Below are 18,880 nucleotides of genomic sequence, written 5' to 3'. Positions count from 1 at the left end.
GTCGCCACCTCACCTCTGCGTGATATTGATCTGCATGATGGCAAATCAATCATAAATGCGCAATGGGTGGCGGGTCCGCTCATCCGGCGACGACCAGCTCCACGGAGGCCGCCGCGAGGTCGGCGGCGAACGAGGCGGGCGCCTCGGCGTCGGTGACCAGGACGTCGATCGCGTCGAGCCGGCAGATGCGGGCGAAGGTGGCCTTGGTCAGCTTCGTCGCGTCGGCCACCACGATCACGCGCCGCGCGACCTGGCTGAAATGCCTGCTGACCTCGGCTTCCCCCTCGTGCAGGGTGGTCGCGCCGTACTGCGCGCTCAGGCCGTCGACGCCGAGGATGACCGTGTCCAGTGCGAACGCCGAAAGCGCCTCCGAGACGAGCGAGCCGACCAGCTCGTAGGACTGCCGCCGCGCGACGCCGCCGGTCACGACGATCTTGACCTGCGCGCGCACGGACAGCTCGTAGGCGATGTTGAGCGCGTTGGTGACGACGGTCAGCCCGGGTTCGCCGTCGCTGCGGACGAACCGCTCGCTCTTGCCCAGCGCGCGGGCGACCTCGGTGGTCGTGGTGCCGCCGTTGAGGCCGACCGTTTCGCCCGGCCGCACGAGGTCCGCGGCGCGCGCGGCGATCGCGGTCTTGGCCTCGGCCTGCCGGGCGATCTTGTACTGCAGCGGCAGCTCGTAGCCGGTGCCCAGCGCGGCCGCCCCGCCGTGGGTGCGGGTGATCAGCCGCTGGTCGGCGAGGATCGAGAGGTCCCGCCGCGCGGTCGCGGGGGAGATGCCGAGCGCGTCGCCGATCTCCGCGATCGTGACGTTGCCCCGTTCGCTCACCAATTCGAGCAGGGCGTTCAGGCGTTGCTGGGGCGTCATGCCGGGTCTCTCGTTCCTGGTCGGAGGCGGGTCGGTGCTCATCCTAGAGGGCGGCCGCGGCTGCCTGGGTGATCGAAGATGCGCTATAACGCGTAGACCAATCAAAAACACTCAAGTAGGGTGACGGCTGCGATCACGTCCCCTTGGATCGAAAGGCCTCCATCCCGTGTCCTCCCTTCCGGATGCTTCCGGCTCCTTCGCGGCCGCCGAACTGGCTTCCCAGCCCGAAATGTGGCGCGCGGCGGCCGCGCTGGCCCCGTCCGCCGCCCTGCCCCAGCCCGGTGAACGAGTGGCCGTCGTCGGCTGCGGCACCAGCTGGTTCATCGCGATGAGCTACGCCGTCGCCCGCGAACAACGCGGCCACGGGGTCACCGACGCCTTCGCCGGCTCCGAATACCCGGCGTCGCGCGAATACGACCGCGTCGTGGCGATTTCCCGCTCCGGCACCACGACCGAGATCGTCGATCTGCTCACCGCCCTGCCCGCGCAGCACACCGTGCTGATCACCGCGGTCGGCGACAGCCCCGCCGCGGCGGTCGCGGACGAGGTCGTCGAACTTTCCTTCGCCGACGAACGATCCGTCGTGCAGACGCGGTTCGCGACCACCGCCCTCGCCCTGCTGCGCGCGGGCCTCGGCGACGACGTCGACCAGCTCGCGTCGGCCTGCGCCCAGGCGCTGGCCGAACCGATCGACGACCTGCTCGACGCCGAACAGGTCACCTTCGTCGGCCGCGGCCCGGCGGTTGGCCTGGCCTGCGAAGCCGCGCTGAAAACCCGTGAGGCGGCGCAATTCTGGGCCGAGTCCTATCCCGCCATGGACTACCGCCACGGCCCGATCGCGATCGCCCAGCCCGGGCGGCTCGTCTGGTCGCTGGGCCCGGCTCCCGCCGGACTGGCCGAGGACGTCGCCCGCACCGGCGCGCGCTTCGTGCACCACGACCTGGACCCGCTCGCCGCGCTCGTGGTGGCGCAGCGCTTCGCCGTCGCACTGGCCGCCCGGCGCGGCCTCGACCCGGACCGCCCGCGTTCGCTGACGCGCTCGGTCATCCTCGTCTGATGATCGTCGCCGTGACGCCGAACCCGGCCATCGACGTCACCTACCGGGTCGGCGCCCACGTGCCCGGCGAAACGAACCGGGTCCTGGACGTCCAGCGGCGGCCGGGCGGCAAGGGCGTGAACGTCGCCCGGGTGCTCGCCGCGCTGGGCGTCCCCGTCCGGGCGGTGCTCCCGCTGGGCGGCGAGGCGGGCCGGTGGCTGGGGAGCTCACTGGACATTCCCTTCGCGACGGTCCCCATTTCCGCGGAAAACCGCACCACCGTAACGATTTCCGGAGACGGCCATCCGACCGTCTACCCCGAACCCGGCCCGGAAGTGTCCACAGAGGAATGGACGGCTTTCGGTTCCGTCCTGGCCGATTGCGTGGCCGACGCCGAGCTGCTGGTGGTTTCCGGTTCGCTGCCGCGGGGCGCCGCGCCGGAGTTGGTCGCCGAGTGGATCCGCCTCGCCCGGGAAGCCGGAGTGCGGACGCTGGTCGACGCTTCCGGCCCGGCGCTGCTGGCTGCCGCCCGGGCCGGTGCCGTAGTGAAACCGAACCGAGCCGAACTGCTTGCCGCGACGTCCGCTGCCGACGAAGCTGCCGGCGCCGCCGCGCTGCTCCGGTTGGGTGCGCAGTTAGTCGTGGTCTCGCGCGGGACAGAAGGCATCGCCGCCTATACCTCCTCCGACGGTGTCTTCGCCGTCCCCGCCATTCCCGATGTGCACGGCAATCCGACCGGAGCCGGGGACGCCGCGACCGCCGGACTGGCCGCCGCCCTCGCCGCCGACCGCCCCCTGATCGAAGCCCTGCGCTCAGCCGCCGCGTTGGGTGCCGCAGCCGTCCTCCGTCCCGTCGCAGGAGAGGTCGATCTGCCCGCCTACCACCGATTCCTGAACGGAGCCCCCGCATGATCACCCGCCCCGGCCTGCCCCGGCTGCTGACCGCCGCCCGCGAGCGCGGTTCCGCTGTCGGTGCGTTCAACGTGATCATGCTGGAACACGCCGAAGCCATCACCGAAGGCGCGGAACAAGCCGGACTGCCGGTGATCCTGCAGATCAGCGAAAACTGCGTCCGCTACCACGGCGGGCTCGCGCCGATCACCGTGGCTTCACGGGAAATCGCTCGTCGCGCGTCCGTCGACGTGCTGGTGCACCTGGACCACATCGAAGACCTGTCACTGATCCGAGAGGGCATCGAACTGGGCGTGGACAGCGTGATGTACGACGGATCGCGCCTGCCGTATCCGGAAAACCTGCGCACGACCCGCGAAATCGCCGACCTGTGCCACGACGCTGGCGTAGCGGTGGAAGCGGAACTCGGCGAGGTCGGCGGCAAGGACGGGGTGCACGCCCCCGGCGCCCGCACCGACCCGGCCGAAGCGGCGGACTTCGCGGCCGCGACTGGTGTCGACGCACTGGCGGTGGCCGTCGGCACGTCACATGCGATGGTGGAGCGGACCGCCCAGGTGGACCGGACTCTCGTGGCGCGCTTGAGAGATACCGTACCGGTTCCGCTGGTATTGCACGGCTCGTCCGGGCTGTCCGACGAGGAACTGCGCGGAGCCGTGGCGAGCGGGATGACGAAGGTTAATATCTCAACCCACCTCAACGGCCTGTTCACGCGCTCGGTCCGGCAGTTCCTGGAAGAGCAGCCGGACGCGGTGGACCCGAGGAAGTACGTCCGCCTGGGACGGACGGCGGTGGCTTCGGAGACCGCTCGGCTTCTCCGGTTGCTCGCTGGTTGAGTGTGCTGGTGCTTGCTTGGGATCGACTGACGCGCGGGGAGTTGGTGGGCCTGGGGGCGAATCGCTCCTCTGCGGAGAGTGGTTCAGTGCGACGGTCCTTCGCCGGGCGGGGTCGTTCGCGTGGGTTGCTTGGCTGGGCTTGGTCGTTTGCCGGGCGGGGTGGGTGGCGAGGGTTGTTGGCTGGGTCTGGTCGTTTGCCGGGCGGGGCCGGTCGCGAGGGTTGCTTCGCTGGGCCTAGTCGTTCCCCGCCTGCGGGGTGGTCGCGAGGGTCGCTTCGCTGAGCCTGGCAGTTCGCGGCACAGGGTTGGTCGCGATGGCCCCGTCGCGGAACCTCGCCGCGCCGGGGTTGGTCGCGATGACCCCGTCGCGGAACCTGGCCGGTAGCCGCACTGGGTCGTTCGCGACGGTCCCTGGCTGAACCCGGCCGTTCGCCGCGCCGGGGTCGGTCACTGCTTGGCGCCGAGTCGATGGCGGAGCAGACGGCGGGACCGAGTACTCTTGGTATACCAAAGTGCCCCCGCCGAGAAAGGTGCTCTCCGTGTTGATCCGTGACGTCCGTCCGTGGGGCGGTCAGCGCAGCGACGTCGAGGTGTCCGGAGACCGGATCGCCGCGGTCCGCCCGCACGATCCGGCGGCGGGGCCCGGCGGGGACGTGGTCGAGGGGCGCGGACGGCTGCTGTTCCCGTCCTTCAGCGACGTGCACGTGCACCTCGACTCGACGCGGATCGGCTTGCCGTTCCGGCCGCACACCGGGGCTCCGGGAGTGTGGGCGATGATGCTGAACGACCGCGAGAACTGGCGGAAGGCCGAGGTGCCGCTGCCGGAACGCGTGGCGGGCACGCTGGAGCGGATGATCGCGAACGGCACGACCCGCGTGCGCACGTACGCGCAGGTCGACGTGGACTGTCAGCTCGAGAAGCTCGACGCCGTCCTCGCGGCCAAAGAGCGCTTCGCCGCGCACGCGGACGTCGAGGTGATGGCGTTCCCGCAGGCGGGGATCCTGCGCGAAGCGGGCACGGCCGACGTGCTGGAGGCCGCGCTGCGATCGGGGGCCTCGGTGGTCGGCGGGATCGATCCGTGTTCGCTCGACAAGGATCCCAAGGGGCACTTGGACGTCGTGTTCGGGCTGGCCGAGAAGTACGGCGTCGAGGTGGACATCCACCTGCACGAGCCGGGGCACCTCGGGGTGTTTTCGACCGACTTGGTGATCGAGCGGGTCCGTGCGCTGGACATGCGGGGCAAGGTGACCATGTCGCACGCGTACGAGCTGGGCTCGGTTTCCGAAGCGGTGAGCCGGCGGCTGATCGACACGTTCGCCGAGCTGGACATCGCGATGGCGACCGTCGCGCCGCCGGTCGACCGGCAGCTGTCGCTGGCGGACCTGACGACCGCGGGCGTACGCGTCGGCCTGGGGGAGGACGGCCAGCGGGACTACTGGAGCCCGTACGGCAACTGCGACCTTCTCGACCGCACCTGGCAGCTGGCCTTCACGCACGGTTTCCGCCGCGACGAACTGATCGAGATGGCACTGGCGATCGCGACGATCGGCGGCGCGTCGATCATGAACCACGACGTCCCCCGGCTGGCAGGAATCGCCGACCGCCCCGGCGTGGCGGCCGGAGACCGCGCGGACCTGGTCCTGGTGGACGGTGAAACGCCGACCAGCGCGGTAATGGACCGAGGCAAGGACCGGACGGTGCTGCACAACGGCGTGGTAGTGGCGGATGGCTTGGCGGTCGTCGACCTCTGACGGGAATGTTCCGCCGGACCGGTCTTCGCGTCGGGTGCCGATCCTGAGATCTCAACGCTGCCGAAATGGGTGGCGTTGAGGTCTCGCTGGAGCGGGGCTCTTCGCTGTGGCGTGCGGTTGGTATCTCACTGACGCTGGTTGCATATACCGCGACGGGTGTTGGAATATTGCCGCAGCCCGGCAGACCTTGAGATCTCGCTGGAGTCAGACGTATCGCGGCGGTGTCCGACTGATATCTCACCGGTGCTGGTGCATATACTTCGACGGGCGTTGAGATATTGCTGCAGCCCGCAATATTGAGTTCTCCCTGGAGTTCGACGCGTTGCCGTGGCGTCCGATTGATATCTCACCGGGGTTGATTGCATACGCCGCGGCGGGCGCAGGGGATATTGCTGAAGTCCAGCAGGACTTGAGGCCTGGCTGAAGCGGGCGCATCGCCGTGGCGTGCGGCTGGTATCTCACGGGCGTTGGTTGCATATACCGCGGCGGGCGTTGGAATATTGCCGCAGTCCGGCAGAAATCGAGGCCGCAGTGGAACCGGGCCATCGCAGTGGAGCCAGGCTGGTATCTCACCGGCGCTGGCTGCATACACTGCGACCGGTGTTGGGATATTGCTGCAGTCCGGCAGTTCTTGAGACCTGGCTGGAATCGGGCGCATCGCGGGGGAAGCCAGGCTGATATCTCAACCGGTGCGGCTCGCATATACCGCGCCAGTCGTTGAGATATCCCCGCAAACCCACCAGATCCTGAGATCTCAGCCAAAGCACCGCCCAGCTCAGACCGCAGAGAACCCGGGCGCAACCGACCCGCCTCACCCCGCCGAAGCGGATTCCTCCGCCGGATGCCTCCGGGCCGCCTCCCTGGTGCCCGTGGCGAGGTGGGCCAGCACTAGGCGTTCCACCCGTTCCACGTCCCGGTCCACGATCGCCTCGTACAGGAGTTCGTGTTCCGCCGCCATGGCTTCCAGGTCGTCGTGCTGGCCGAGCAGCCAGCGCATCCGGCTGCGCAGCGCCCGTTCCAGTTCGCCGAGCAGTTCGTTCGCCGACAGCGCCGTCACGACCTCGTGGAAGTCCGCGGCCGCTCGGCGGGCGGAGACCGCGTCTCCGGCTCGGGCGGCGCGCAGTTCCGTGTCCAGCACTTCCCGCAGCCGCGCCAGGCCCTCGCGTGTGCGGCGTTGCGCGGCGAGCCGGAAAGTGAGGCCTTCGAAGGCGATGCGCACCTCGTTGAGGTCCGCGACATCCGACGCGGTGAACTCCCGCACCACCGACCACGACCGCGGCCGCGGCGTCACCAGGCCCTCGTTTCCCAGCGCGCGCAACGCGTCCCGCACCGGAACCCGGCTCACGCCCATCTCCGCGGCCAGATCCCGTTCGACCAGCTTGCTGCCCGGAGCCCGCGTGCCGTCGAGGATCTCGTTCCGCAGCCGTTCCGTGACGCGGTCGGACTCCGACGCGAAACCCGGCTCCATCCGATCCCCTCCCGCCGCCGTCACCGACAGCATCGGCGAACCTCCTCCCAGGTTCCCGGAAAAACCCGTCCCCGGCAAGGCCTGGCCGCCAGGTTCCGCCGTTTGGTATACCTAAATCCCCGACTGGAAGGACCCCGATGCGCACTCGCTGGCGTGCCCGCCATGTGCTGGCCCATCAGAACGGGCGGCACGCCCTGCTGGAAAACGGCGAGGTCGTCTGGGAGGACGACGTCGTCGTCTACGTCGGCCCGCGGTACGCCGGACCCGCCGATCTGGACGTCGACCTCGGCGAATCGCTCGTCCTCCCGGGCCTGATCGACCTCGACGCGCTGACCGACGTGGACCATCTCCTCCTCGATTCCTGGGCCCCGGCGGACCGCGCGGCGGGACTGCAATGGTCCGAGGACTACTTCGCGAACCGCCGCCGCGACGTCTTCACGCCGGAAGAACGGCAGACCATTCGCGAGTACGCGCTCGTCCAGCTGGCGCTGCACGGCATCACGACGTTCATGCCGATCGCGTCGGAGGTCCATTCGTCGTGGGCCGAACCGTACGAGGAACTCGTCGCGATGGCGGACTTCTCGCGAAACCTCGGGCTGCGCGGATACCTAGGCCCGGCTTACCGTTCCGGCGTCAACGTGGCCACTGTGGACGGTGCCCGCACGGTCGCCTTCGACGAGCGGCGCGGCGAGGAAGGACTAGCCGACGCGCTGCGATTCCTCGACCACGCAAAGGAACTCGGCGACCCGCTCGTCAACGGCGCGCTGCTGCCGTGCCGCATCGAAACCCTCACCGAAGACCTCATGCGCGCCACCGCCGCCGCGGCGCGCCAACGCGATGTCCTCGTCCGGCTCCACTGCCTGCAAGGCGTGCCGGAACGAGAACTGATCCTGGACCGTTACGGCGTGACACCGCTGGAAATGCTCAAGCGCACCGGCCTGCTCAGCGATCGGCTGCTGATCCCGCACGGCCAGGTCCTCGACCGCCATCCCGACGTCTACGGCGAAGACCGAGGCGACGTCGCGACCTTGGCCGCGGCCGGCGCGTCCGTGATCCATTGCCCGCTCACGTCTTTCCGCTACGGCCACGCCCTCCGCTCGTTCCGCGACTACCGCGAATCAGGCCTGAACCTGTGCCTGGGCACCGATTCCTTCCCGCCAGACCTGGTGCGCGGCATGGACGTCGGCGTCCACCTGGCGAAGGTGCTCGACGGCCGCGCCGACGCGGCCCCGGCGGAGTGGTACGTCGAAGCCGCGACGCTCGGCGGGGCCCGTGCGCTCCGCCGCGACGACCTCGGCAAGCTGGTGCCGGGCGCGCAGGCGGACCTCGTCGCGTTCCACGTCGGCGATCTGCGCGGCGGCGTCCAGGACGACCCGATTCGCACGTTCCTGCTCAGCGGAACCGCGCGCCAGGCAACGCATTCCGTCGTCGCGGGCCAGCCGGTGCTGGTGGACGGGCACGTGCCCGGCGTCGACGAGCAGGACCTCCGCCGTCGCGCGCAGGCGTTGTTCGAGAAGATGCGCGCCGCCTATCCGGAGCGGGACGTCGAACGCCGGGAGGCGGGGGAGTTGTTCCCCCCGACCTTCCCGGCGTTCCAGGAGTAGCGGCGGGGCGGGGCTATCGCCGCGAGACGATCGCCCCGCCCTTCACCACCAGCCGCCGCGGAGGATGGGACACGACGGCCTCGGCCGGGTATACTGTGTCGACAAGGAAGAAATCGGCGTGGTCGCCGACCCGCAGGCCGTAATCGTTGAGCCGCAACGCTTTCGCGCCGCCGTACGTCGCCGCGTGCAGCGCGAGTTCGATCTCCGGGTCGGTCCGGAACGAGCTGCGGTACGCCAGGTGCATGGCGCGCGTCAACATGTCGCCGTCGCCGTACGGTCCCCACAGGTCGCGGATGCCGTCGTTGCCGCACGCGACATTCGCGCCCGCAGCGTGCATTTTGGCCAGCGGAGGCACCGGCCGGTCGTACACCGCCGCCGTGGTCAGCGTGATCTGCTGCTCGGCGAGGCCCTCGATCAGCCGGTCCTGCTGGGCGTCCGGGATGCCGCAGATGCCGAACGCGTGCCCGATCGCGACCTTCCCGGCGAGCCCGAGCGCCTTCGTCCGCTCGATGATCAGCTCGATTTCCCAGGCCCCGAGCGGACCTTCGTCGTGCAGATGCAGGTCGACGCCGCACCCGTGCCGCGCGGCGAGGCCGAAGATCGCGTCGAGATGCCCGCGCGGATCGCGGTCGTAGCCGGCCGGATCGATGCCGCCGACGTTCTCCACGCCGGACGCCACGGCCCGCTCCAGCAATTCCAGCGTGCCGGGCCGGGTGAGCAGGCCGCCCTGGGGGAAGGCGACCTGCTCGACGGTGACCCGGCCGCGATGCCGCGCCGCCGCCTCCCGCACCGCCTCGATGCCGGACAGCCCCAGTTCGGGGTCGACATCGGTGTGCGTGCGGACGAACGAGGTGCCGTTCGCGATCATCGTGTCGAGCAGCGCGGCCGCGGGTTCGGGCGAGGGGAGCCCGAATTCCTTGCGGCGGCGCTGTTCGTTCGAGATCCGGTCGGCGAGGACCGAACCCGAGGTGTTCGGCGCCCAGGGGAGGCCCCAGAGCGTTTTGTCGAGGTGGCAGTGCGCGTCGACGAGGCCGGGCAGCAGCAGCGCGCCGCCGCCGTCCTCGACCGGAACATCGGCTGGAACATCAGCCGCGACATCAGCCGGGCCGGCCGCGGCGGGCCCGAACCCGGCGATCAGCCCGTCGCGCACCAGCACGTCCGTCGGATCGCCGCCGCCGGGCCGGACGTTGCGCAGCAGCAGGTTCACGCGACTCCCTCCGCGGCCTCGGCCCGGACGGCCGGCTCGCGCCGCTGGGAGGTGGCGAGGCTGACGCCGACGGTGAGTACGACGTTGACGACGATCGCGAGGAGTCCGGGATTGAGGCCCCACAACGTGTTCTTCGAAGCGAGGACCGTCCACGCGACGATCGCCACGCCGACCACGAGCCCGGTCGCCGCGCCCGCCTTGGTCAGCCGCCGCCACACCAGCCCCAGCACGATCGCCGGGAAGAACTGGGAGACGCCGTTCTGGCCGGTGAGCAGCAGGTTCACCAGCAGGGCCGGCTGGAAGACCGCGAACACCAGCGCCACCGCGGTCACCACGACGACCAGCGCGCGCGACAGCCGGAACACGCCCAGTTCGGTGGTCTTCGGCCGCAGGACGCCCTGGTAGACGTTGCGGGCGAGCAGCGTCGCGGACTGCAGGAGCAGCAGGCTGATCGGCACGATCGCGGCTAGCGCGCCCGCGCCGCCGACGAGCCCGACCACCCACGACGGCATGGTCTTCACGGTCAGCGAAAGCAGCGCGCCGTTGGTGGCGCTGCCCTTCAGCCCGGGCACGACCAGCACGGCGGCGAAACCGACGAACAGCGTCAGCGCGATCAGGATCTGGTACAGCGGAAGGTAAATCGCGTTGCGGCGGATCGTCTGCTCGGACTTCGCGGTGTACATCGCGGCCAGCGCGTGCGGGAACATGAAGAACGCCGCGCTCGTGACCAGCAGGGTCGACATCATCCACGGCACGCCGAGCGGGCTGCCCGGCGCTGGTACGCCAAGGAAGCCGGGGTGCTGTGCCTGCACGGTGTCGATGAGATGTCCGAAACCGCCGAAGTAGTGCACCGGGATCGCGATGCCGACGACCAGCACGGTGCCGATCAGCAGGATGTCCTTGAGCACCGACACCCACGCGGCGGCCTTCATGCCGGACGCGTAGACGAACACCGCGATCAGCACGACCGCGAGCACCATGCTGGGGACCCGGTGGATGCCGGTCGTCGTCTCGACGATCTGCCCGAGGCCGAGCAGTTGCGCCTCGATGTAGGGGATCATGAACGCCACGCCGACGATCGCGGTCAGCGCGCCGAACCACGGGCTGCGGAACCGGTGGGTGAAGAAGTCCGCTTGCGTGACCAGGTTGTGCTTCTTCGCGTACCTCCACAATGGAGGGAGGAAGAAGTAGGACAGGACGAAGGCGCACGTTCCGTAGCCGGCGATGTAGAACGCCGCGCCGCCGTTGGCGTAGGCGAACCCGGAGGCGCCGAGGTAGGTGAAGGTCGAGTACGTCTCGCCCGCGGCGAGCACCCAGAACAGCAGCGTCCCGTAGGACCGGCCGGCGACCGTCCACTGTTCGAGGTCCATCTGCTTCCGGCCGCGCGCGGCGAGTCCGATGGCCACCGCCAGCGCCACCACGGCCAGCGCGACGACCGCGCCCGCGTTCATCGTTGCTCCTGCTCGGTTTCGGCGGCGCCCGGGCGCCGGATGCGGTCGGCGACGCCGAGGAAGACGGGCGTGAGGGCCACCCAGAGGAGGATCCAGAACCCGATCTCGGGCAGGAACCAGATCCGGCCGCCGCCGCTGAACCAGGGCAGGCCGGCGATCATCGCCACGTAGGGGGTGAAGGCCACCGCGGCCACCACTGCGGAACGCTTCATCGCGCACACCCTTCGTTGTTTGGTATACCATAAGCGCGGCTGGTGGCGGATTGTCAAGGGTGCGGATGGGACCGATGCGGGCTCGCTGCCGTTTCTGACGGCGGAGCTTGGGGTTCGGGGGTTGTTTGTCCGATTTGGACACGGCTGGCCAGGGGCGGTTTAGTCGCGCTTTGGTAGACCGGATCACCCGCGGTTGCCGAGGCGAACCGGTCGCCCGCAGCTCATGGTCGCGGTACGTGACCGATCGCGGCCGCGCTGGCGAGGGAGGTCCACCGGCGCGGGGTGCCGGTCGCGATCGTTCTCGAGCGCCGGGCCGATCCGTTCGGGGTGCACAAGGTGCTGCGCGCGGTTCTGCGTTTCCTCGCCGACTGCGCGGGTCCGGTACTGATGTTGCGCGGTGATATCTCAGCACTAGGCCTTCCTGCCACGGTGCGCACGCGGCTGCGGTGGGCACGAGAAGCTCGTTGCGACACCTATATCCGCCTTCTGGAGGACGTCCCGGCGGGCCTTCGGTGTTCGTGCCCCGCCTGCTCAGCTATCGCCGCGTGGAGACCTGCGCGAAAATCTTCGACCGGACGCCGGAGATCGAGCAGCTGTGGATCTGCCCATGCCCCGTCTGCGAGGACCGGACCCCGTCCGTACTCGACCGGTCTCCGGCGGTCCGGCACGACCTCGACCGGCACCTGGCTTTGCGGGATGAACTGTTCCGGCGGCAGCTGACCGCGGGACAACGCCGAAGCTCCTGGCACGAGACGTGCAGTCACGCGGGATACGTCCATCGGCAGGTCGCGGAGGTCGTGCGGGGCTGGAAGGGAACCGGCGAACCTGAGGGCGTGGTGCCGGGTGACCGAGGACCCGTTGCCACGCGACATTCCGGGCCAGCCGACGACCGGGGCCGTCCGTCCGCGCACCCACGCAAGCGCACCTGTCCGGGCACGTCGATCGGGCGCCTGAGCAGTGCGGTGAAACGTCAGCGGCCGACGTCCAGCCCGCCGGACAGGCCGCGGAAACACCGGACCGCCAACTCCGCCGGTGCCGCCTTTTCCTCAGTCCCAGCCCAGATCTCCAGCGAAATCCGGATCGCGTCCGTCGCCGCGGCCGCGACCAAATGCACCGTCACCTCGTCCGTCTCCGGAGCCAGCCGCGCCAGCACCGGCCGCAGTCGCGTTTCGGATTCGCCGTTCACCCGGTGCCATACCGCCGCCAGTGCCGAATCGTCGCCGCTCGCGGCCCGCAGCAAGCCGCGTGTCCAGCTGAATTCCGGGGTGGCGTCGGCGGCGGAGATCGTCTTGCGGATCGCGTCCTCGACCGCTTTCAGCAGCGGCGTTCCTTCGGGCGTCGACGCGAGGTGCTCCCGCCACGAATCGGCCCCGACGACCAGCAGCGGCGCGACCGCGTCCTCTTTAGTGCGGAAGTAGCGGTAGAAGGTGCGCGGCGCGACGCCCGCCGCGGCGGCGATCGCTTCCGCGGTCGTTCCCTGTGCGCCCTGTTCGGTGAACAGGCGCGCGGCGGCGCGGGCGATGTCGAGTTGAGTCGCCGCTTTGCGCCGTTCGGTCAGGGTCGGGGTCTTTCCGCTCACGCGGCCACGGTACCTCAATGGTGCAGGATTCGTCAGAGTGGCACAATGTGCCACCAAGGCGTAATGTGCCGTAATGAGGAAAGGAGCGGACCATGAACCGTTACGAAGGACGCCGCGTGCTGATCACCGGAGCTGGCTCGGGCATCGGGCAGGCGACGGTCCTGCGGATGCTGGCCGAGGGCGGCCGCATCGTCGCCGCGGACGTGAGCGAAGCGGGCCTGGCGGACACCGTCGAGAAGGCGGGCGCCGCGGCGGACCGGCTGAGCACCGTGGTCGTGAACGTCGCCGACGAAGCGTCGGTGCGGACCGGGGTCGCGTCGGCGGTCGAGCGGCTCGGCGGGCTGGACGCGCTGGTCAACGCCGCGGGCATCCTGCGGTCGGCGCACACCCACGAGATGCCGCTCGAGGCGTTCGAGCAGGTGCTGCGCGTCAACCTGGTGGGCACGTTCCTGGTGATCCGCGAGTCGATCCCGGCGCTGCGGGAAGGCAGCAAGCCCGCGGTGGTGAACTTCAGCTCGACGTCCGCGATGTTCGCGCACCCGTACATGGCGGCGTACGCGGCGAGCAAGGGCGGCATCCAGTCGATGACCCACGCGCTGGCGTCCGAGTATGCGAAGGACGGCATCCGGTTCACCGCCGTGCAGCCCGGTTCGATCTCGTCGGGCATGACCGACGGCAGCGGCAAGAGCAAGCAGAGCGTCGGCCCGGGCTTTCCCGAGGACGCCGACTTCACCCTGCTCGGCAAGCTGCTTCCCGCGCTGGGCCAGGGATTCGCCGGTCCGGAGACGGTCGCGTCGGTCGTCGCGATGCTCGCCAGCGAGGACGCCGCGTTCATCACCGGCACCGAGGTCCGGATCGACGGCGGCACGCACTTCTGATGCGCGTTTTGTTCAAGAACCGGCGGACGGGCAGGCCGTAGCTTCGCGGCATGACACAGTTTTCGACCGCCCGGCGCGGGGCGCGGCGATGATCCTCGTGACCGGCGGCCTCGGCATGATCGGCGCGCACACGGCCCGGGCGCTCGCCGATCTCGGGCAGGACGTGCTGGTCACCGGGCATCGCCGGACGGCCGTCCCGTCGTTCCTGGCGGGCCGGGTCGCCGTGGAAACGCTCGACGCGACCGACCGGGACGCCTTCCTCGCGCTCGGCGACCGGTACGACCTCACCGACATCGTCCACCTGGCAGGCAGCATTCCGGGCGAAGACCCGGTCACGTTCTTCCGGACGGACCTGGCAGGGCTGACCAACGCCCTCGACGCGGCCCGGACGTGGCGGGTGCGCCGGTTCGCGGTGGCGAGCAGCCTCGGCGTCTACGTCGGCCGCGAGGAACCGAGCTGGCACGAGGAGTTGCCGCTGCCGGCCGCGGAACTGCCGCACCTGATCGTGGCGTTCAAGAAAGCCGTCGAACCGCTGACGACGCACAGCCTGCGGGGGAGCGGAGTCGAACCGGTAGTGCTGCGGATCGGGACGGTGTGGGGTCCGCTGGTCGACCCGGAGTCGCCGTTCTTCCCGATTCCGTCGTATCTCAACGCCGGGCTGTGCGGCGCCACGCCGCGTCCGCTGGTCGCCGACGAGGGGTTCGACTGCTGTTACGCGCCGGACGCCGGCCGCGCGATCGCGTTGCTCACCACGGCGCCGTCGTTGAGATATCACACCTACAACGTTTCGAGCGGGCAGCCGGCGACGAACCGCGAGTTCGCCGAGGCGTTGGCGGAGATCGTGCCAGGCGTGCCGGTTCGGCTGGAGCCCGGCGGGGAAACGGGGCCGTATCTGGATATTTCCCGGTTCCGGGAGGAAACCGGCTTCGCGCCGGAGTTCGACGTGCGGGCGGCGGTGGCGGACTACGCGGCGTGGCGGAAGACGAATCCGCGCTGAGCTTCCACCGGCCACAGTGGACGGTCCGGCGGTGGTGCGAGAATGGCCGGATGGCAGGAGAACAGGGCGGCGAATCCGAGACGGACCGCGTGGTCCGGCAGCTCCGGGACGAGATCCTGGACGGAGTCCGCGCGCCGGGCAGCAAGCTCGTCGAACGGGATCTCGCCGCGGACCTGGGCGTGAGCCGGGTCCCGGTGCGGGACGCGCTGAAAACGCTGGTCGCCGAGGGCTTGGTCACGCCGCGGCCCCGCACGTGGGCGGTGGTGCGGGAGTTCACCGCCAGCGACATCGCGGATCTGCAGGAAGTGCGCGCCGCGCTGGAAGTCCTGACGTTCAAGCTCGCCGCCATCCGCCATTCGCGCGCCGGGCTGGACAAGCTCCGCGCCGCACTGGACGAGGAAACGGCCGCGGCGGCCGCCGGAGACGCCGTGACGGCCCGCCGCGCCGCGGCCGACTTCCACGAGGCCGTGACGGCGATGGCGGGAAACGAGCTGCTCAACGAGCTGGAACTGACGCTGCGCAGCCGGATGCGATGGCTGCTGGGCCAGCACGAGGATGTGGAACGGGTCGCGCGCGAGCACCGGGAACTCTACGACGCGATCGCCCGGCGGGATGTGGAGACCGTGGAAGCGCTGCTGCTGGAGCACATGGAGAGCGGGCGGCATCTGCGCGGGCTGGGACGCGACAACGACTGACGCGCCAGCGCCGTTCGACTGAGATCTCACCGCGTTCTCGCGGATCTGGGCCCTGATTGCGGGTTGCCGAAGGGCGCGGTGGTCGCGTGCGGTTGTGCTGGGAGCGTTCGCCTGGTCGCACTGTCCTTTTCGGAGTGCGGGCCTGATTGTGGGTTGTGGAAGGGCGCGGTGGTCGCGTGCGGTTGTGCTGGGAGCGCTCGCCTGATCGCACTGTCCTTTTCGGAGTGCGGGCCTGATGGTGGGTTGTCGAAGGGTGCAGTGGCCGCGTCCAGCTGTGCTCTGCGCGGGCAGAAGCAACGCGTGGGCATCGCGCGTGCGCTGGCGCTGGACCCGCGGCTGATCGTCTGCGACGAGTCGGTGTCCGCTTTGGACGTTTCGGTGCAGGCGCAGGTGATCCACCTGCTGCAGGACGTCCAGCAGGAGACCGGGGTCGCCTATCTGTTCATCTCGCACGATTTGTCCGTGGTCCGGCACTTCGCCGACCGGGGTGGCGGTGATGCATCTGGGACACCTGGCTGAACACGGCACGACCGCGGAGGTGTTCGCCGCTCCTCGGCATCCGTACACGCGGGCGCTGCTGTCGGCGGTGCCTTCGCCGGGCGCGGACCGCGCGCACCGGATCCGGCTGGCTGGCGACCTGCCGAGCCCCTTGGACCCGCCGAGCGGCTGCGTGTTCCGCACGATCTCCCGGAAATGCTTGCCGTTCCGGCAAGTTTTCGTGCCCTCGCCAGACAGGGCTGGCGAAACTGGCCGCATGATCACCGCATCCCGGCTGGCGCCTCGCTCTGTCGTGGCGCTCGCTCTCTCCGTCTTGCTCGCGGTCGGCGCCGTGGCCTGCTCCGCCCCGGCTGCTCCGCCTTACGCCGCGGTCACCCAGAACGATCCCGCGTTCCAGAGCGCTTTCCGGCACGAATTCGCCGACGTCGACGGCGTCCGCATGCACTACGTCACCGGCGGCAGCGGCAGCCCGGTCGTCCTGATCCACGGCTGGCCGCAGACCTGGTACGGCTGGTGGCCGGTGATGCCGGAACTCGCGAAACACCACACCGTCTACGCGATCGACCTTCCCGGTCTGGGCGACAGCGCCGGTTCGCCGAGCGGATACGACAAAGCCACCCTGGCCCGGTATGTGCACACCCTGCTCGCCGGGCGGCTGAAAATCCGGAATGCCGCCGTCGTCGGCCACGATTTCGGTGCGGCGGTGGCATTCCAGTACGCCAGCCAATTCCCCGGCGACACCGCCCGGCTCGGCTATTTCGATTTGCCGCTTCCCGGTCCGGCGATCAACGCCGCTGCTTATCGGACGTTGAGCTGGCACATCGCTTTCCACTCCCAACGCCGGGTTCCCGAAGCGGTGGTCGGCGATGATGTGCGGGAATACCTCGCACTGTTCTACCCGCAGGTTTCCTTCGGCGGGACGGCATTCGGCGGCAGCTCGGAACGGTCGCCGTTCACCGAGCCGGAGGTGAATGAGTACGCCAGGACATATAGCCGCCCTACAGTTCTGTCGGGTGGTTTTGAGCTTTACCGGGCGCTGGACAAGGATGTCCGCGACACTGTGGCTGCGGCACCGGTGAAGGTGCCGACGTTGCTTCTGACCGCTCAGGGCCAACTCGACGCGATCCGGGCGACGGTGGCACCGCGGATGACTAACCTCGTGCAGGCGGCGGAGGTTCCGCACGCCGGGCATTGGCTGGTCGAGGAGAATCCGCAGTTCGTCGCGGAGCAGTTGGTGCGCTTCCTGAACGGCTGACCGCGGATTTCGGACCTGGCACCTCCCCGGGCCATCGGAAACGACGGCCCGGGGAGGTGTGGTCTGGACCGGCTTATTCCGCGATGAGGTCAGGCTCCGGAGACCGCCACCACGCCGGTCATGGTGCCCACGTAGGCGTGGTCGCCGGACAAGGTGGGAGAGGCGAAATGCGGAAGCGCGCCAATGTCCAGCTGAGCCAGTACGGTCCCGTCGGCCGGGGACAACGCATACAGCACGCCGTCGTTCCAGTCCGTCACCCACACCGCGCCCCCGCCGATGGTCGGGGAGCCGTTCGCGGTCCCGTCGGCGTGCCAGGCCACCGTGGGAGTGCCGTCGGCGGCGATGCGGACCGCGCGCGGGCCGTCGTTGCAGGGCAGGTACGCGGTGTCGCCGCTGGTGGAGCTGCCGCCGAAGGACTGGCAGATCTCAGCTTTGGCCTGCTGCCCGCCGATTCCGCCGAGTTTGTCGTGGTGCAGCACGTATCCGGTTCCGCGTTTGCCGACCGCGATGACGTGGTCGCCGAGCAGCGTCGGGCTGGACGAACCGAGATCGAGGTCTTGCGCGTTGTCGTCGGCCCAGGTGTCCGGGGCGAACAGGTCCACCCGCTGCAGCGTGGGCGACAGCGCCAGCACGGAATCGCTGTCGTCGTACCCGGTGGTGGATTCGCCGTTGCCCACCGCGTAGAGCAGGCGTTGCCCGTCGACGACACCGCCGCCGGGCGCCCAGATGCCGGCTTCCCTGGTGGTCGGCACGCTGTAACTGAGCGGGTCGGTTCCCGCGGTGGTCGCCGACACCACCGAACCGATGTAGTTCGCGCAGTCCCCGGCGAGCCCGCCGTACGCCACGTAGACCCGGTCGCCGAGCACCGTCAGCGCCGCTCGCTGCTGGTGTGCCAACCGGTCGCCCTTGGGCGGTTCCAGTTCCGTGCGCACCTCGATCGCGCCGGTTTTGACGTTCACCCCGACGAGCACGTGCTGCCCGCCGGTGAGTTCGGCCAGCGCGAAAACCCGCGACGTGGCCTGGTCGTAGGCCATGGTGCCGGTGATGCCGAGCGGGTCGATGTTGCCGCACGGCAACTCGGATCTCTTCGCCGGTTCGCCGACGTGCGCCGACCAGCGGACCGCGCCGGTGGCCGGGTCCAGCGCGTAGACGGTGTCGTTTTCCGTGGCAGCCAGAATCTGGCCACCGACCACCAGCGGCTGTCCGTAAACCGCACCGTCCAAAGTGGTCTGCCAAGCGGTGCCGAGCGTGCCCAGCGGAGCGAGATCGGCCGCTTCGCCGGTGCGGGCATTGTCGTGGTGATAGGTAGGCCAGTCGCCCGCGGCGAGCTGCTGCCGGGAATGACCAGCAGCCGCCGGTCCCGCCGCGGCCGATGCCGCCGCCGGCGGGCTGGCGCCCAGGACGACGACCGCGATCGCGAACACCGTGCGGAGACAATTCCTTTTCATGAGGTATCACTCCTGGTCGCTGGTAAGCGACTCCCCGGTACCGCAGTATCCAGCCGGGCACCGGTTCGCGATACCTCCGAACGGCAGAACAAGCGCGCAGCGGCGGGAATGCTTGCGCTGGCACGACGTTTCGTACGACGGCCGCAGACGTCCATGATTCAGACAGCTGTGCGTACCCTCGGCGTCGGAT

The 18,880-nt window shown here is 69.7% G+C and carries 17 protein-coding genes and 1 pseudogene; 11 read left to right on the top strand and 7 right to left on the bottom strand.

Features of this window, described 5'->3' with window-relative positions:
- Nucleotides 1–79: 79 nt before the first annotated feature.
- Nucleotides 80–868: a DeoR/GlpR family DNA-binding transcription regulator gene (locus F9C11_RS31435; protein WP_409180975.1), complete on the bottom strand. Its 789-nt coding sequence runs from the start codon at nt 866–868 to the stop codon at nt 80–82.
- Nucleotides 869–1,097: 229 nt separating this feature from the next.
- Here F9C11_RS31435 and F9C11_RS31430 point away from each other — a divergent pair, with 229 nt between their 5' ends.
- From F9C11_RS31430 to F9C11_RS31415, 4 genes are all read left to right on the top strand, one after another.
- Nucleotides 1,098–1,925 carry an SIS domain-containing protein gene (locus F9C11_RS31430; RefSeq protein WP_409187013.1) on the top strand — a complete coding sequence of 276 codons (828 nt, stop codon included), beginning with the start codon at nt 1,098–1,100 and terminating at the stop codon, nt 1,923–1,925.
- Entirely contained in the window at nt 1,925–2,815 is an 891-nt protein-coding gene (locus F9C11_RS31425; protein ID WP_409180974.1) for a 1-phosphofructokinase family hexose kinase, read from the top strand. The genes F9C11_RS31430 and F9C11_RS31425 overlap by 1 nt, the downstream gene beginning before the upstream one ends.
- A complete protein-coding gene (locus F9C11_RS31420) occupies nt 2,812–3,648 on the top strand; it encodes a ketose-bisphosphate aldolase (protein WP_409180973.1) in 837 nt (278 codons plus the stop codon). The genes F9C11_RS31425 and F9C11_RS31420 overlap by 4 nt, the downstream gene beginning before the upstream one ends.
- Nucleotides 3,649–4,186: 538 nt before the next feature.
- Nucleotides 4,187–5,398: an amidohydrolase family protein gene (locus F9C11_RS31415; protein ID WP_409180972.1), complete on the top strand. Its 1,212-nt coding sequence runs from the start codon at nt 4,187–4,189 to the stop codon at nt 5,396–5,398.
- An 811-nt stretch (nt 5,399–6,209) separates the two neighbouring features.
- On the opposite strand, the gene F9C11_RS31410 is transcribed toward F9C11_RS31415, so the two are convergent.
- Entirely contained in the window at nt 6,210–6,899 is a 690-nt protein-coding gene (locus F9C11_RS31410; RefSeq protein ID WP_409180971.1) for a GntR family transcriptional regulator, read from the bottom strand.
- A 104-nt stretch (nt 6,900–7,003) separates the two neighbouring features.
- Here F9C11_RS31410 and F9C11_RS31405 point away from each other — a divergent pair, with 104 nt between their 5' ends.
- Nucleotides 7,004–8,470: a chlorohydrolase family protein gene (locus F9C11_RS31405; RefSeq protein ID WP_409180970.1), complete on the top strand. Its 1,467-nt coding sequence runs from the start codon at nt 7,004–7,006 to the stop codon at nt 8,468–8,470.
- A 13-nt stretch (nt 8,471–8,483) separates the two neighbouring features.
- Here the strand turns inward: F9C11_RS31405 and F9C11_RS31400 are convergent, their stop codons facing one another.
- The 4 genes from F9C11_RS31400 to F9C11_RS31385 all read right to left on the bottom strand — a co-directional run bounded on the left by F9C11_RS31400 (nt 8,484) and on the right by F9C11_RS31385 (nt 12,919).
- The gene (locus F9C11_RS31400; protein WP_409180969.1) at nt 8,484–9,677 is read right to left on the bottom strand and encodes an amidohydrolase; all 1,194 of its coding nucleotides are present in this window, start codon (nt 9,675–9,677) and stop codon (nt 8,484–8,486) included.
- Complete coding sequence (locus tag F9C11_RS31395) at nt 9,674–11,128, bottom strand: sodium:solute symporter (protein ID WP_409180968.1); 1,455 nt, start codon at nt 11,126–11,128, stop codon at nt 9,674–9,676. Before F9C11_RS31395 ends, F9C11_RS31400 begins: the two co-directional genes overlap by 4 nt.
- Nucleotides 11,125–11,340, bottom strand: a complete 216-nt coding sequence (locus F9C11_RS31390; RefSeq protein ID WP_037713851.1) for a hypothetical protein — start codon at nt 11,338–11,340, stop codon at nt 11,125–11,127. The genes F9C11_RS31395 and F9C11_RS31390 overlap by 4 nt, the downstream gene beginning before the upstream one ends.
- 970 nt (nt 11,341–12,310) lie before the next feature.
- Complete coding sequence (locus F9C11_RS31385) at nt 12,311–12,919, bottom strand: TetR/AcrR family transcriptional regulator (protein ID WP_409180967.1); 609 nt, start codon at nt 12,917–12,919, stop codon at nt 12,311–12,313.
- A gap of 92 nt (nt 12,920–13,011) precedes the next feature.
- On the opposite strand from F9C11_RS31385, the gene F9C11_RS31380 reads away from it, so the two are divergent.
- From F9C11_RS31380 to F9C11_RS31355, 6 genes and pseudogenes are all read left to right on the top strand, one after another.
- Nucleotides 13,012–13,797: an SDR family NAD(P)-dependent oxidoreductase gene (locus F9C11_RS31380; protein ID WP_409180966.1), complete on the top strand. Its 786-nt coding sequence runs from the start codon at nt 13,012–13,014 to the stop codon at nt 13,795–13,797.
- A gap of 88 nt (nt 13,798–13,885) precedes the next feature.
- On the top strand, nt 13,886–14,794 hold the full coding sequence (locus tag F9C11_RS31375) for an NAD-dependent epimerase/dehydratase family protein (RefSeq protein WP_409180965.1): 909 nt from the start codon (nt 13,886–13,888) through the stop codon (nt 14,792–14,794).
- Nucleotides 14,795–14,844: 50 nt separating this feature from the next.
- The gene (locus tag F9C11_RS31370) at nt 14,845–15,489 is read left to right on the top strand and encodes a GntR family transcriptional regulator (protein WP_409180964.1); all 645 of its coding nucleotides are present in this window, start codon (nt 14,845–14,847) and stop codon (nt 15,487–15,489) included.
- Between the two features lie 300 nt (nt 15,490–15,789).
- Nucleotides 15,790–16,008, top strand: a complete 219-nt coding sequence (locus F9C11_RS31365; protein ID WP_409180963.1) for a hypothetical protein — start codon at nt 15,790–15,792, stop codon at nt 16,006–16,008.
- Nucleotides 15,986–16,111 (top strand): annotated as a pseudogene (locus tag F9C11_RS31360) (peptide ABC transporter substrate-binding protein); the annotation flags it as partial. The gene F9C11_RS31365 and the pseudogene F9C11_RS31360, both read left to right, overlap by 23 nt.
- Nucleotides 16,112–16,243: 132 nt before the next feature.
- On the top strand, nt 16,244–17,242 hold the full coding sequence (locus F9C11_RS31355; RefSeq protein WP_409187012.1) for an alpha/beta fold hydrolase: 999 nt from the start codon (nt 16,244–16,246) through the stop codon (nt 17,240–17,242).
- A gap of 89 nt (nt 17,243–17,331) precedes the next feature.
- On the opposite strand, the gene F9C11_RS31350 is transcribed toward F9C11_RS31355, so the two are convergent.
- Nucleotides 17,332–18,690, bottom strand: coding sequence for a PQQ-binding-like beta-propeller repeat protein (locus tag F9C11_RS31350; RefSeq protein WP_409180962.1), 1,359 nt, complete (start codon nt 18,688–18,690; stop codon nt 17,332–17,334).
- Nucleotides 18,691–18,880 lie beyond the last annotated feature (190 nt).

The organism is Amycolatopsis sp. VS8301801F10 (assembly GCF_046195355.1).
In the GTDB taxonomy this organism is placed as follows: domain Bacteria; phylum Actinomycetota; class Actinomycetes; order Mycobacteriales; family Pseudonocardiaceae; genus Amycolatopsis.
This window is presented reverse-complemented; position numbering and strand designations above follow the sequence as displayed.